Origin of the sequence: Olleya sp. UBA1516 (genome assembly GCF_002323495.1) — a bacterium.
In the GTDB taxonomy this organism is placed as follows: domain Bacteria; phylum Bacteroidota; class Bacteroidia; order Flavobacteriales; family Flavobacteriaceae; genus Olleya.
Map to the genome: position 1 here is coordinate 101,381 of NZ_DCQO01000005.1, position 16,459 is coordinate 117,839.

Sequence of the window (16,459 nt, forward strand, 5' to 3'; positions counted from 1 at the left end):
TTTGCCCTATGCAAATACAAGTAGTAAAATCTAAGATTCACAGAGTAAAAGTAACAGGAGCTGACCTAAATTATATAGGTAGTATAACCATTGACGAGGATTTGATGGATGCAGCAAATATTATTCAAGGTGAAAAAGTGCAAATTGTTAACAATAACAATGGTGCAAGACTAGAGACATATGCCATTCCTGGCCCAAGAAACAGTGGTGAAATCACATTAAATGGAGCTGCCTCAAGATTAGTTGCAAAAGACGACATCTTGATATTAATAACGTATGCGTTTATGGATATTGAAGTAGCTAAAGTGTTTAAGCCTTCTTTAGTTTTTCCTGACGAAGCGACCAACCTGTTAAAGTAAATGTCCAAAAGGCTTCTAGTAAAAATATTAAAAATAACGCTCCCAATTTTATTGGGAGTTTTTTTAATATGGTATTCTCTATCTCAATTATCTTTTACAGATATAGTTCAGTTTGCTAAAAATGCAGATTATAAATACATTTTATTAGGTGTTTTTTTTGGCTTACTAAGTCACTTGTCTAGAGCCTATCGTTGGTTATTTATGTTAGAACCTTTAGGTTATAAAATAAAATTAGGGAATAGTATAATGGCTGTATTTGCTACTTACTTAATTAATTACACAATCCCTAGAGCTGGAGAAGTAGCAAGAGCAACTATATTGACTAATTATGAAGGCGTCCCTTTTGAAAAAGGATTTGGTACAATAGTAGCAGAGCGTATAGCAGATATGATAGTCATGTTAGGTATAATAGCAATTACTTTGTTTTTGCAATTTGACTTTATATACAGTTTTTTAGTGGATAAATTTGATTTTACTAAAATCCTTGTTGCAGGACTAATCTTAACGGTTTTTGCACTATTTTTTATTCTTTTTATAAAAAGAAGTCAGTCAAAAATAGCTTTAAAAATTAAAGGATTTGTAACTGGTTTGATTGAAGGAGCTCTTAGTATTTTTAAAATGAAAAAAAAGTGGGCCTTTATATTTCACACTTTATTTATTTGGACCATGTACGTGCTTATGTTTTATGTAACTACGCTAGCTTTTCCCGATTTAAACGCTATGCCATTTGGAGCTGTTTTAATAGGGTTTATTTTAGCAAGTTTTAGTATTGCAGCTACAAATGGAGGTATAGGGTCGTATCCAGAAGCTATTGTTATTGCTTTTACTTTATTTAATCTGCCAGTGGACCCAAGTCGTGCATTTGGTTGGATTATGTGGAGCTCGCAAACAATTTTGGTTTTTGTTTTTGGAGGAATTTCGTTATTATACCTTCCCTTTTTTAACCGAAACAAATAATTTGTAACTTACACCCAAACTTAATCATCACACATCATGAAACATATATTTTTTCTATTTGTAGGTTTATTTTTAACGTCTAACCTTAGTGCGCAAACTATATATAAAGAGCTTAACTCTGAAAGGCTAGGAGAAACTAGACAAATAAAAATTCAATTACCAAGAAACTACGATACATCAAGTAAAAAATATCCCGTTATATATGTTTTTGATGCAGATTACTTGTTTGAACCTGTTGCAGGAAATGTGGACTATTATGCCTATTGGGAAGACATACCAGAAGCTATTGTTATTGGTGTTAATCAATACGGATTAAGAGAAAACGATTGTTATTATAGCGAACAAAACTCTCTGCCAATCGAAAGTGGAGCAGCCTTTTTTGAGTTTATTAGCATGGAGTTGGTTCCGTTTATAGATAAAACCTTCCGTACAGAAAACTTTAAAGTTGCTGTAGGACATGGTAAAACAGCAAATTTTATTAATTACTATCTGTTAAAAGGTATTCCTTTATTTCAATCTTATATTGTCTTAAGTCCAGAGTTAGCTCCAGATATGGCTAATTATTTAACAGAAGTATTTCCTAAACTAGAACAAAAAACGTTTTACTATTTAGCAAGTACTACCAATGATGCCTCAAATATTCATGAACAAACTGAAGCTTTGTCTAACGCATTAAAAGCAGTAGACAATAATAATGTTTTAAAAACATTTGAGACGTTTGATGGACCATCACACTATACCTTACCTACTCATGCAATTCCTAAAGCGTTAGAGAGTATCTTTTTAGTGTTTCAGCCAATTAGTAAAAAAGAGTACAAAGAAACAATTCTAAATCTAGAAGGCAATCCAGTGGATTACCTGACGGAAAAATACCAAATGATTGATGAGTTGTTTGGAATAGAAAAACCAATTTTAATTAACGATTTTAAAGCAATTGAAGCAGCTATTAAAAAGAAAGAAAATTGGGAATATTTTGAGGATTTAGGAAAATTAGCTAGAAAAGAATATCCAGATACATTATTAGGAAATTATTATTTAGGACGCTTTTATGAAGAAACAGGAGAGCCTAAAAAAGCAATGAAAACATACCAGTCGGCCTATGTACTATCAGAAATAGCAGGTATTACTAAAGATCACGTTTTAGAATTATCAGAACAGATTAAAGCAGATTTTGGATATTAACTTATGGCTAAAGTAAAAACCACCTTTTTTTGTCAAAATTGCGGTACGCAATATGCTAAATGGCAAGGACAATGTAATGCCTGTAAGGAGTGGAATACAATTGTTGAAGAGGTTGTGCAAAAACCAGAAAAAAGCGATTGGAAAACACCGACTAATAATACAAAACGAGCATCAAAACCATTAAGAATAAACGAAATTGATTCTTCTAAAGAAGCAAGATTAGATACGCTTGATGCGGAGTTTAATCGTGTGTTGGGTGGTGGGATTGTACCAGGATCTTTAACGCTTTTGGGCGGAGAACCAGGTATTGGTAAAAGTACATTGTTACTTCAAATTTCATTAAAATTACCTTATAAAACCTTATACGTTTCTGGAGAAGAAAGTCAAAAGCAAATAAAAATGCGTGCCGAGCGTATAAACCCGGAAAACGAAAGTTGCTACATTCTTACTGAAACAAAAACACAAAATATTTTTAAGCAAATCGAAGCCTTAGAACCAGATATTGTAATTATTGATTCTATTCAAACATTGCATTCTGATTATATCGAATCTTCAAGTGGAAGTATCAGCCAGGTTAAAGAGTGTACGACTGAGCTTATTAAATTCGCTAAAGAAACCAATACACCAGTAATTTTGATTGGTCATATAACAAAAGATGGTAACATCGCTGGACCAAAAATATTAGAACACATGGTAGATACAGTGCTTCAGTTTGAAGGAGATCGTAACCATGTTTTTAGAATTTTACGTGCGCAAAAAAACCGATTCGGATCTACACACGAACTTGGAATATATGAAATGCAAGGTTCGGGATTAAGAGAAGTTTCTAATCCAAGCGAAATATTAATTTCAAAAAAAGATGACGAGTTGTCTGGTAACGCTATAGCAGCAACATTAGAAGGTATGCGTCCATTAATGATTGAGGTTCAGGCATTGGTTAGTACAGCAGTTTATGGTACGCCTCAACGTAGTGCAACTGGATTTAATGCTAAACGACTAAATATGTTGTTAGCAGTTTTAGAAAAACGTGCAGGCTTCAGGCTTGGCGCAAAGGATGTTTTTTTAAATATAACTGGAGGTATATCTGTGGATGATCCAGCAATAGATTTAGCTGTGGTAGCAGCAATTTTGTCCTCAAATGAAGACGAAGCTTTACAAGCAAATTTTTGTTTTGCTGCAGAAGTAGGTTTATCTGGAGAAATCAGACCAGTACAGCGTGTGGAACAACGTATACTTGAGGCAGAAAAACTGGGCTTCTCCACTATATTTGTATCTAAATACAATAAAATTTCTTTAAAAAATACAGCAATAAAAATCCAATTAATCTCTAAAATTGAAGACTTAGTAGATTTGATAATTACTTAAACTTCAATTGTAATTATAATTTTGAGATAGTTTTTGTTAATGAACAAAACCATGCGTTGTGTCTTTAAACGGATTAATATTACGTTCTAACGAAAATAAAAGGTAAATTGAAACCTACATATGATATTTGTCGTAGGTATCTTGCTTTTATGTAAATCCTTTCCCTCATAGCTTTTAAAAGAAAGTAAAATATATGCTATAAATCTATAATTTAGTTTATTATGAGTGTTTTGAATGGTAAAAAAATATCGCTTTTATTTGATAAAATAGTTAGGTTAAAATACTTTTTAACCTGGTTGTTTGTTTTTTATAGACAAAAACATTTTTCATACTAATTTATCTGAATTTTCCTTCAAACAACATTTTGATGTGCTCAATATCAATATATTATTCCTTAAACAAATGGTTTTAAAACAAGCTCTAGCAAATATTTGCTTAAAAGTAGTGGTGTTTATTTTGCTTTTAATCGGTAATCAAACTGTTAAAGCACAATGTATTCCTTCAGGGATGCAATCATGGGACTATTTTAATATTAGTAATGTGCAAATAAATGGAGATGGAGCAAGTCAACTAATTAATTTTTCAGGAGGTGATAATGCTGTATATAAAGATTTTACTTCTCAATCCGTAAATGTGACTGTCGGTAACACTTATAATGTGACTATTGATCATGTAAAAGAGACATGGGGAAATGTAAAGGTAAAAATGTGGATTGACTATGAGGGAAATGGAACTTATATAGAGGTTTATGATTCAGGTATAGCAGTAAATAATAATCAATCAACTTATACTACTAATGCATCTTTTGCAGTAGGTAATGTTTCGATTCCAGGATCAGTTGTTTTAAGGGTTGCTGCAACTTACCATGGAGGAAGTATTACGGATGCCTGTACATTTATTGATAGAGCAGAGGTGGAAGATTACACATTAAATGTAACACCAATATCTGCTACACCAATTGCTGTAAATGAGGAATTGACTGTGACTAAAAACAGTACTGCTGGTTTGGATAATCAAGTAAATGTAGCTGCCAATGATTATATTGGAACTACAGGTGGTGACTCTGATGATTATGCTATATCTACATTGCCAAGTAATGGATCGGTTTCAGAAATTTCGGATGGTATTTTCCAATATATTCCAAACGCTAATTTTTTAGGTGCAGATAGCTTTACTTATAATTTATGTAATAATATTAATCAATGTGTACAAGGTACAGTATCTGTAACTGTCTTAAATAATTATTGTACACCATCTGGAATAACAAGTGGAATACGATACATTACTAATGTCACTTTACCAGGAGAAACTGTTACAATTGATAATGACTCAGGCGATGGAGGAGGTTACGAGGATTTTACACATATTCCTGCTGCAGATTTATATTTAGGAAATAGTTATGACTTATCTATTTTAATAGATGGAAATACCAATTTAACTGCTAGTAATCATAGGTCTGGATGGGTAGCATTTATAGACTTTAATCAGGATGGTGTTTTTGATACAGGAAGTGAGAGGGTGTATCGTTCTAATGGTAATGCTGGTGGAGAGGAGTCTAATGTATCTTTTCCTTATGCTTCAAGGGAGTTTACTGTTCCTTTTACTGCAGTTCATGGTGCAACTACTATGCGTATTGGTATGAGACAATATTGGTCACCTGACAGTGGCTGCTCTACTGCTACAGTAATAGATTATGAAGATTATAAAGTTAATATAGGGTTAGACCCTAGTGCGCCTCAAGATATAACAGTTACAGGAAATAGTTCTGAAATTATAAATGGACAAACCCAAACTACGTATTCTAATTTTACCGACTTTGGAACTTATGATATTAATGGTGGTGCAAAAACAAGAGTTTTTAAAATAGTTAATAGTGGTTCTCAGCCCTTAGTTTTAGGAGCTGTTCCAGTTCAACTTCAAGCAGGTTCTAGTGCTGATTTTTCTATCTTAACACAGCCAGCAGCAGGAACAACACTTGCAGCGGGAGGCGTTGTATCTTTTTCAATTAGTTTTGATCCAAGTACTATAAATAATAATATTACAGCTGTCGTGTTGTTAAATAGTGACGATCCGGACGAGAACCCTTTTACATACGTAATTAAAGGGGATGGTCAAGAGTTGTATCCTGATACAGATGGAGATGGTGTGTCAAACAATATTGATATTGATGATGATAATGATGGTATAACTGATGGAGAAGAACAATTACAGTGTTTAATGTATAGTAATGCTTCTGTTGTTGAAACCGAATTTTTAAATGAAGATTTTGGATTTGGTTTAAATCGAGCAGCTATAAATGGAAATACAATTGGAGTAACTACTTCATATTGTTATGAAGATGGTGTTTCTGGATTATCTGCAGATGAGTGTGATGCAGATGTAAACCTAAATGATGGAGAGTACGTCGTACATTACTCTGTCACAAATGGTGATGCTTTAAATAATAATGTAACTGCTACGGGAGAAAATATTGCAAATTTTGCTCATTATGCTTGGTATAAAGGAGAAGACCATACACCAGGAGATACAAACGGAAGGATGGCAATATTTAATGCAGCAACGGATCCAGGTGTTTTTTATGAAACAGCAATATCAGGGATTTTACCAAACGTACCTGTTAACTATAGTTTTTGGGCTATAAATATAGATAACGCAGACAATAGGTTTAGTTCAAGCGAATTGCCTAGAATAAATCCAAACATCACAGTTAGGTTTTTGTCATCTGATTACACAACAGAGTTAGCTTCATTTGATACAGGTGATATTACCAGATGTAATTCTGGAAATAGTTGTGTGGATTCTGTATGGAAAGAGTTTGGGACATCAATAATTATTAATCAATCAGAATTTGTTATTCAATTTATAAATAATTCACCTGGAGGTTTAGGTAACGATTTAGCTTTAGATGATATCAGAATAACGCAATCATTATGTGATTTGGATAACGATGGAGTAGCCGATGTTTTTGATTTAGATAATGATAATGATGGTATACCTAATATATATGAATATGGAGCTTTTCCATTTGGTGGTGATTATGATAGAGATGGATTGGTTTTTTCTGGAGTAGCATGGTCAGATAGTAATGGTAATGGAATGCATGATGCATTTGAAGGCTTGACAGGTTTGGATACAGATGGAGATGGTACTCCAGATTATTTGGATTTAGATTCTGATAATGATTCTATTTTTGATGTTGTCGAAAATGATGGATTTGGCGACTTGGATATAGATGGAGATGGTGTAGGAGATGGTAATGATGCTGGTACAGGTATAGCAAATGACGACTTTGATAATGATGGTCTTTTAGCATTAATAGATGGTAATGATAACGATGCGGACTCAGATGATCATGGAGCAGGATATAATGGATATAATTTTCCCGTAGATACTGATGGTGATGGTATTCCAGACTATTTAGATGTAGATAGTAATGATAATTTAGATGATATTTCAAATGGTAGTGATATTAGTAATACTATTTATTATTTTTTAGATGCGGATAACAATGGTGTTATAGATGGAAGTACTGATGCGGATAACGATGGTGTTTTGGATGCATTTGATTCTGATAATACACTATATGGGTCGCCAAGAGATATAGAAGATTCCTATAGTCTATTTTTTGACGGTCGTAATGATTACGTTCAGGATAGTAATGTAATTTCAAGTGGAACAGCTTCATTAATGGCTTGGATAAAATCAGAAGGAGATAATACGTTTAATTCAAATAGAATAGTTGCTGGCCAAAGCAATTTTTATTTAATGGTAAATGATTCCGATAATTCGGTTTCAGTTGTATTAAATGGTAATAATGTTTTAACCTCTACAGATATTGTCGAAGATGGTATATGGGTGCATCTAGCAGTAACAATAAATGGGTCAGAAACAATTTTATATTTAAATGGTCAAGCTCAAGGTGATCCTGTAAATGTTGGAGTTGTTAATGCGGATCCTTCTAACTTTACTATTGGTAGGTTGGCTAATTCAGATTCAAACTACTTCCATGGAGAAATTGACGAAGTTAGAGTGTTTGATGTAGCGCTTACAAAAGATGAGGTACAACGAACAGTATACCAAGAATTAAATGAAAACGAAAACTTTAATCAAGGTAAGATAATTCCTAAAAACATTTCCACAAATGATATAGGCGATAATCTAGTGCGCTATTATAAAATGGATGCTTATAAAGGTGACATCACAGATAATAAAGTAACACCAACAATAGACCAGTCAACAGGAGCTAAATTGTATAATATTAAAAATATTTATTTTCAAACAGCACCTTTACCATATCAGACTAGTCAAGATGGATTGTGGACTACCGAAGCAAATTGGCAACATGGAGAGGTATGGGATATAAATGAAATAGCAAAAAATAAAGATTGGAGTATTGTTAAAATTAACAACAATATTTCTACTACAACATCACATACTATCTTAGGATTAATAATTCAGTCAGACAAAACATTTAACTTATCAGGTGATAATTATGTTGATAATTCATGGTATTTGGAGTTAAATGGTACATTAGATCTTCCAGGTGATTCTCAATTAATACAATCTATTTCAAGTGATTTAGTGACAGGTTCTCAAGGTAAAATATTAAGACGACAAGAAGGGACAAATAATAAATATCGATACAACTATTGGGCAAGTCCAGTTGGAGCTTTAGGCGTATCTTCCATCACAAATAATAATGGATTAACCTCTAACTTAAATAATACTCCGTTTACTTTAGATCTTTTAAAAGATGAATTTGGAGCAGCAATACCATTTACATCCAGTTATGACCAAGTAGGAAGCATAAGTACATATTGGACGCATACTTATCAAAATGGATATTCATATTATAATTGGCTAAATTTTGATGAAACAGATGTTATACCAACAGGATACGGTTACTCACAAAAAGGAGTAGGTGTAGGCACAACAGATTATCAATATTTATTTGAAGGAAAACCTAATAACGGAACAATTATTATTACTGCGTTAGATACAGGTGGTCCTGGTTCTATTGGTGGTTCAACAAGAACAATTTCGGTTTTAGGAAATCCATATCCTTCAGCATTAAATGTAACATCCTTTTTAGCAGATAATAGTAGCGTAATAAGTGGAGAGATTTATTTATGGGAACAATGGGCTGGAGATACACATATTTTAAATCAATATCAAGGAGGATATGCAACTGTAAATAACCTGGCAGGTGTTAGCATATCAATTTATTGGATTAAATGGAGACTCAACTCAAAGTGGTGGTGGACCTGCAGAAGGTGTAAAAACACCAACTAAATTTTTACCAGTAGCTCAAGGTTTTGTGGTAGAAATTGTTAACGATGGTGATATTAAATTTTTAAATTCGCAACGTGTTTTTAAAACAGAAGCAACAGACGAAACAATTTTTTTTAGACAAGTAGCATCCAGTAATGAAGGCGAAGCATCAAATACAGAAGATGTGATTAAAAAAATCAGATTGCAATTAACCACTTCTAACGGTTTGGGTCGCGAAATAGTAATGGGTTTTAGTAGTGTAACAAGTGATGAATTTGACTATGGTTACGATGCAAAAGCATATGAGACTTTTAATAATGATTTATTAACGGTCTTAGAGGAAAATACTATGGTGCTTCAGGCGTATTCAGAGATTACTTCAGATAAAGTAGTTGACTTAACATTTAAAGCGGACGGTAATGGCATGTACAATATAAAAGCGACTCAATTTGTTGATTTTCCAATAGATCAGCCTGTCTTTTTATTAGATAATTTTACGGGTACTTATTATGACTTATCACAAGAGCAAGGTTATAATTTTACATCTCAGTCAGGTGTATATACTAATAGATTTGATATTGTATTTCAAGGATCAGAAACATTAAGTACAGACGGTTTTACTTTTAATAACGATTTTGGTATTTATTACAATTCAAACAGTAATAAATTGTTTGCAAAACAATCAAATCAAGATCTAAAGTCACTAACATTGTTTAATGCTTTAGGTCAGAAAATTTTTCAAATTCAAGATATCAAAGCTGAAGATTTGCAATCCGGTATTAGTCTAAAAAATGCTAGTACAGGTATGTATGTGGTAATCTTAAAAACAGTTGAAGGTAAGATACTAAACAAAAAAATTATAATAGATTAATCTCACCACTCTTCCATAAAAACTATAATGAAAAAAACTTTACAATTGATTGTTGTGCTTTTTGCGCTATCGCTTAAAGCTCAAGTTACTATGGCGCCAAGTGCTACTGCAGTTACAGCAGGAGCAAACTGGACAACAACAAAAATAACAGCTAATAACGCGCTAAACTATCCTTGGGAAATCACTGTTGGACCTGATGGAGATTTATGGGTTACTGAGCGTGTTGGAGAAAAAATCTCAAGAATTAGCACAGCAACAGCAACAAATACACCAATTACTATGTTGGACTTAAGTGCTAAAGTAACTTATTCTAAACAAGGAGGTTTAATGGGTATGGCAATACATCCAGATTTATATAATCCAATGGTGTCAATAAATAACTATGTTTTTGTATCATATACCTACAATGATGGTGGAGATTTAAAACTAAGGATAGCGCGATTAGTTTACAATAGTGTATCAGGAACTCTAACCGAGGATGTTTCGCTTTCTCCTAATGGAGCTATTTTAGAAGGTGTTCCAGCAAGTGGCGATCATAATTCTGGTAGATTAATTTTTGGGCCAGATAATAAGCTATATTACACCATAGGTGATCAAGGAGCAAATCAATTTGATTATGCGTGTAACCCTATTTTAGCACAAATTTTACCAACATCATCAACAGATTATGATAATTATCCAGGTAAAACGTTGCGAATTAATATTGATGGAAGTATTCCTAATGATAATCCAACTTTAAACGGAGTAAAAAGTCATGTCTATACCTATGGACATAGAAACGCTCAAGGAATTGTGTTTGCAGCAGATGGCACACTTTATGCTTCAGAACATGGCGCTAAGGTAGATGACGAAATAAATATAATTAAATCAGGTAAAAATTATGGATGGCCTCAAATAGCAGGTTACTATGATAACATGGCATATACCTATTGTAATTGGTCCTCATTAAATGGATCTTGTAATGCAGGTGACTTTAGTGATCACAATTGTCCTGCTGGAGCAGAAACTGCAACAGAATTTGAATCTTATCCTACAAGTAATGACTTGCCAGTAAATTTTGAACCACCAATCGGAACCTATGGTGGTACTGTAGCTACAGATCCTCCAGGAGGTTGGTTTACTTGGCCAAGTGTAGCTCCTTCAAGTATTGATATTCATGAAGCTAATACAATCCCTAATTGGGGAAGATCATTGTTAATTCCTACTTTAAAAAAAGGAACAATTTACAGAGCTAAATTAACTGCAAATGGAAGTGATATTATTGGTGATGATAACGTTGGGTCTATTGATGGTTATGAGGAATTTCATTCTTCTAACGATAGATATCGCGATATAGCAATTTCTCCAGATGGATTAACGATTTATGCTGTAACTGACAATGCAGGAGGGACCTCTGGTCCTTCGTCTAATAGTGGTGTTTCAATATCTAATCCTGGAGTAATTATTAAAATTGAATATGTAGGGCCACAAATTACCAATGCACCTATTGCAAATTGTCAAGATATTACTATAGCATTAGATGCATATGGACAAGCTACAATTACTCCTGCAGATATAGATAATGGGTCTACAAATGTGGATACTATGTTTATTAATCAGGATACATTTGATTGCTCACACATCGGAATACCTCAGGAGGTTTATTTAACAGTTATAAGTGCAGATGGAGGTGAAGATACTTGTGCTGCAATGGTCACTGTTAATAACACTTCAGAGCCTATAACAGCTCCTGTATTAGCGGATGTTTCTGGTTATTGTTCTGTTACAGCAATTGCACCAGTTTTAAACTATAAATGTGTGGATTACACTGGTGTTACATCAGATCCTACTAATTATACTTCAGAAGGTACTTTTGTGGTGCAGTGGACATTTGATGCTGGCTCAGAAGGAATTGTTGTTTCAAATCAAAATGTTATTGTAAACCCAATAGCCAATCCAGCTAATGTGATAGTGACAAGTGTTACTAATACTTCTGCGGAATTAGAATGGGATATTTTGCAAGGCACAACTTATCAAATTCGATATAGAGTTAGTGGCGCATCTGCATGGACAACTATAGCGTCCAACACAAATAGTGTTACATTAACAGGATTAGATTTTAATACTAATTATGAAGCACAAGTTAGGGCTGTTTGCGGAACTAGTTATTCCAATTATAGTAATCCATTAATATCATTTTCTACAACAGATATTACTTATTGTGCATCTCAGGGTGTTTCAAATGGTTATATTTCTAATGTTTCCATAAATGGTGAGAGTGCTACATTTATTAATAATTCTTCATCAGAAAATTCATCATATACTAATTATACAGCTGTTTCACCTGTTACTTTAAAAGCTGATGGTGAGACTTCGTATTCGTTAAGTGTTAATACAAGTTTTAATGCTTCCGGAGTAGCTGTATGGATAGATTATAATCAAAACGGAAGTTTTAATGATGTAGGAGAAAAAGTTTGGGATGATGCAACTGGTACAACAGGTAATAGTCCAAGGGTTAATACATTTACCATACCTTTAAATACACCAAATGGTACTACAAGAATGCGTATAGCTTCTAGGCAATATTGGACACCAAGCGGTAGTTGTGGAGACATTGTTGAAGCAGGTCAAGATTCAGAAGTAGAAGACTATATGGTCAATATTGTTGCGCCAACCTTATCTATTCAAAATTTTGATTTAGCTGTATTTAGTGTTTATCCTAACCCTATTAAAGATGCGTTTTCTGTTAAATTATCAAATTTATCAAACAAAGAAACGCATGTAAAACTAATAGATTTACAAGGTCGTATAATTCAACAAAAAATAATAAGTAAATCTCAAGATACAACTACATTTAATCAATTAAGTCAATTAAATAGTGGTGTCTATTTTATAACGATTGTAGAAGACAATAAAACTTTAGCTTCTAAAAAAATTATAAAAATTTAAATAATAATTTTTTATTAAACTCCAATGCATTTGCATTGGAGTTTTTTTATGCTCAATAATCAGAGTTTTAAACAGAATTCCTTAATTTCGCGACTCTATAACGAAATTAGAAAAAATGAGCGCAGGATTCACTGAATATAAAGGACTTAACTTACCAAACGTAGCAGAAGAAATTCTTAAATATTGGCAGGACAATAACATCTTTGAAAAAAGTGTAACAACTCGTGAAAACGCAGAGCCTTACGTGTTTTTTGAAGGACCACCTTCAGCTAACGGATTGCCTGGAGTACATCACGTTTTAGCACGAGCTATAAAAGATATTTTTCCACGTTACAAAACCATGAAAGGTTTTCAGGTTAAGCGTAAAGCTGGTTGGGATACCCACGGTTTACCAATAGAGCTTGGTGTAGAGAAAGAACTGGGTATTACCAAAGAAGATATTGGTAAAACAATTTCGGTGGAAGACTATAATGCAGCCTGTCGTAAAGCAGTTATGCGTTATACTGATGTTTGGAATGACCTAACTCAAAAAATGGGATATTGGGTAGATATGGAAGATCCATATATCACCTACGAGCCTAAATATATGGAAACCGTTTGGTGGCTTTTAAAAGAGATTTACTCTAAAAAGTTAATGTACAAAGGGTATACTATTCAACCATATTCTCCAAAAGCAGGAACAGGATTAAGCTCGCATGAGGTTAATCAACCTGGAGCATATCAAGATGTAACAGATACAACTATTGTTGCACAGTTTAAAGCTATTGAAAGTACATTACCAGACTTTTTACAAAACGAAGGCGATATCCATTTTACAGCATGGACTACTACACCTTGGACATTGCCAAGTAACACAGCATTAACGGTTGGCCCAAAAATAGATTATGTTTTGGTAGAAACGTATAACCAATATACATTTAAGCCTATTAATGTAATTATGGCTAAGGCTTTAGTTGCTAAACAATTTGCAGGAAAATCGTTTAATCAAGTACAGACTAAACCAGAACTTTTAGACTATAAAGATGGTGATAAGCAAATCCCTTTTTATGTTGTAAAAGAATTTAAAGGAAAAGATCTTGTTGGTATTAAATACGAACAATTATTACAATACGCATTACCAAATGACAATCCAGAGAATGCCTTTAGAGTCATTGCTGGAGACTTTGTAACGACTGAAGATGGTACAGGTATCGTACATACAGCACCAACATTTGGAGCAGATGATGCCTTAGTAGCAAAACAAGCTTCGCCAGAAATACCACCATTATTGGTAAAAGACGATAATGGAAACTTAGTGCCTCTTGTAGATTTACAAGGTAAGTTTAGACCAGAAATGGGAGAGTTTGGTGGAAAGTATGTTAAGAATGAATACTATAATGATGGCGAAGCTCCAGAACGATCAATAGATGTTGAGCTAGCGATTAAGTTAAAAGAAGAAAATAAAGCCTTTAAGGTTGAAAAATATAAGCACAGTTATCCACATTGCTGGCGTACAGATAAACCAATCCTATATTACCCATTAGATTCTTGGTTTATTAAAGTGACTGATGTTAAAGAAAAAATGGTAGCAAATAATGATACCATTAACTGGAAACCAAAATCAACAGGGACAGGACGTTTTGGTAATTGGTTAGCCAATGCAAACGATTGGAATTTATCTAGATCTCGTTATTGGGGAATTCCTTTGCCAATCTGGAGAACAGAAGATGGTAAGGAAGAAATCTGTATTGGATCTGTTGAAGAGCTTAAAGCCGAAATGCAAAAAGCAGTTTCAGCTGGTGTTTTATCTAAAGATATCTTTGAAGATTTTGAGGTTGGAAACAATTCCGAAGAAAACTATGCTAAGTTAGATTTACATAAAAATATTGTAGATGGTATTGTATTAGTGTCACCTAGTGGACAGCCAATGCAACGCGAAAGCGACTTAATAGACGTTTGGTTTGATTCTGGATCAATGCCTTACGCACAATGGCATTACCCATTTGAAAACAAAGAAAAAATAGATAATAACGAAGCTTTTCCTGCAGATTTTATTGCAGAAGGAGTGGATCAAACTAGAGGTTGGTTTTATACCTTGCACGCAATTGCAACAATGGTATTTGACTCGGTTGCCTATAAAAACGTAGTGTCTAACGGATTAGTGTTAGATAAAAACGGACAGAAAATGTCTAAACGTTTAGGTAACGCGACAGATCCATTTGAAACTTTAGATACTTATGGAGCAGATGCAACACGCTGGTACATGATATCTAACGCAAATCCATGGGATAACTTAAAGTTTGATTTAGATGGTATTGAAGAAGTAAAACGTAAGTTTTTCGGTACACTTTATAACACCTATTCATTCTTTAGTTTATATACTAACTTGGATAAGTTTAGTTACGCTGAAGCGGAAATTCCATTAGCAGAGCGACCAGAATTGGATCGATGGATTTTATCAGAATTGCATACTTTAATTCAGAAAGTTGATGAGTATTATGCAGAATATGAACCAACTAAAGCAGCACGTGCTATTTCAGATTTTACACAGGATTATGTAAGTAACTGGTTTGTACGTTTAAGCAGAAGACGTTTCTGGAAGGGAGACTATCAAACAGATAAGATTTCGGCCTATCAAACCCTATACACTTGTATGGTTACCATAGCCAAGTTAGGAGCGCCAATTGCACCATTTTTCATGGATAAGCTGTATTTAGATTTAAACTCAGTAACTAATAAAGAGGCTTTTGAGAGTGTGCATTTAGCAGAGTTCCCTAAGTTTGACGCTAGTTATGTTGATAAATTATTAGAGCGTAAAATGGAAAACGCGCAAACCATCTCTTCTTTAGTGCTATCATTAAGAGCTAAAGAAAAAATAAAAGTGCGTCAACCGTTGCAAAAAATTATGATTCCGATAGATTCAGAACAACAAAAAGAAGAAATTCTAGCAGTTGCGGATTTAATTAAGCATGAGGTAAACATAAAGGAAATCCAAATTTTAGAAGATGCATCAGATATATTAGTAAAACAAATCAAACCTAACTTTAAAACGTTAGGACCTCGTTTTGGTAAGGACATGAAAACTATCGCTGGAGCAATAAATAAAATGACTGCAGACGATATTAAAATTGTTGAACAAAAAGGAGAAATAGATGTTGATTGTAATGGAAAAATAGTTAAATTACAACGTGATGATGTCGAAATTACCTCTCAAGATATTGAAGGGTGGTTAGTTGCAAATGAAGGTAATATTACAGTAGCTTTAGACGTTACAATATCAGATGCTTTAAAAGAAGAAGGTATAGCTAGGGAGTTAGTAAACCGTATTCAAAATTTACGTAAAGACTCTGGATTTGAAGTAACAGATAAAATTAGTGTGCAATTACAAGAAGATGTTAACATCACGCAAGCGGTAAAAACAAACTTAGATTATATTAAAGCGGAAACTTTAACTGATGATCTAAAAATTATTAATCAATTAAATAGTGGTATAGAAATTGCTTTTGATGACGTAAATACCAAACTATTTATACAAAAAATTTAAAAT

The 16,459-nt window shown here is 33.4% G+C and carries 8 protein-coding genes; all 8 read left to right on the forward strand.

The genetic code is table 11. From position 1 onward, the window contains the following. Positions 1–8: 8 nt before the first annotated feature. Entirely contained in the window at positions 9–359 is a 351-nt protein-coding gene (panD, locus tag B2989_RS01705) for an aspartate 1-decarboxylase (protein WP_292943234.1), read from the forward strand. Continuing rightward, complete coding sequence (locus tag B2989_RS01710; protein WP_292943236.1) at positions 360–1,316, forward strand: lysylphosphatidylglycerol synthase transmembrane domain-containing protein; 957 nt, start codon at positions 360–362, stop codon at positions 1,314–1,316. Between the two features lie 36 nt (positions 1,317–1,352). Then, complete coding sequence (locus tag B2989_RS01715) at positions 1,353–2,498, forward strand: alpha/beta hydrolase (protein WP_292943239.1); 1,146 nt, start codon at positions 1,353–1,355, stop codon at positions 2,496–2,498. A 3-nt stretch (positions 2,499–2,501) separates the two neighbouring features. Further along, complete coding sequence (gene radA, locus B2989_RS01720) at positions 2,502–3,863, forward strand: DNA repair protein RadA (protein ID WP_145005610.1); 1,362 nt, start codon at positions 2,502–2,504, stop codon at positions 3,861–3,863. A gap of 402 nt (positions 3,864–4,265) precedes the next feature. After that, the gene (locus B2989_RS01725) at positions 4,266–9,155 is read left to right on the forward strand and encodes a LamG-like jellyroll fold domain-containing protein (protein WP_292943244.1); all 4,890 of its coding nucleotides are present in this window, start codon (positions 4,266–4,268) and stop codon (positions 9,153–9,155) included. Then, on the forward strand, positions 9,070–10,005 hold the full coding sequence (locus B2989_RS01730) for a T9SS type A sorting domain-containing protein (RefSeq protein WP_292943247.1): 936 nt from the start codon (positions 9,070–9,072) through the stop codon (positions 10,003–10,005). Before B2989_RS01725 ends, B2989_RS01730 begins: the two co-directional genes overlap by 86 nt. 27 nt (positions 10,006–10,032) lie before the next feature. Continuing rightward, on the forward strand, positions 10,033–12,933 hold the full coding sequence (locus B2989_RS01735) for a PQQ-dependent sugar dehydrogenase (protein ID WP_292943250.1): 2,901 nt from the start codon (positions 10,033–10,035) through the stop codon (positions 12,931–12,933). A gap of 115 nt (positions 12,934–13,048) precedes the next feature. Next, on the forward strand, positions 13,049–16,456 hold the full coding sequence (gene ileS / locus B2989_RS01740; RefSeq protein WP_292943253.1) for an isoleucine--tRNA ligase: 3,408 nt from the start codon (positions 13,049–13,051) through the stop codon (positions 16,454–16,456). The last annotated feature ends 3 nt before the right edge of the window (positions 16,457–16,459 follow it).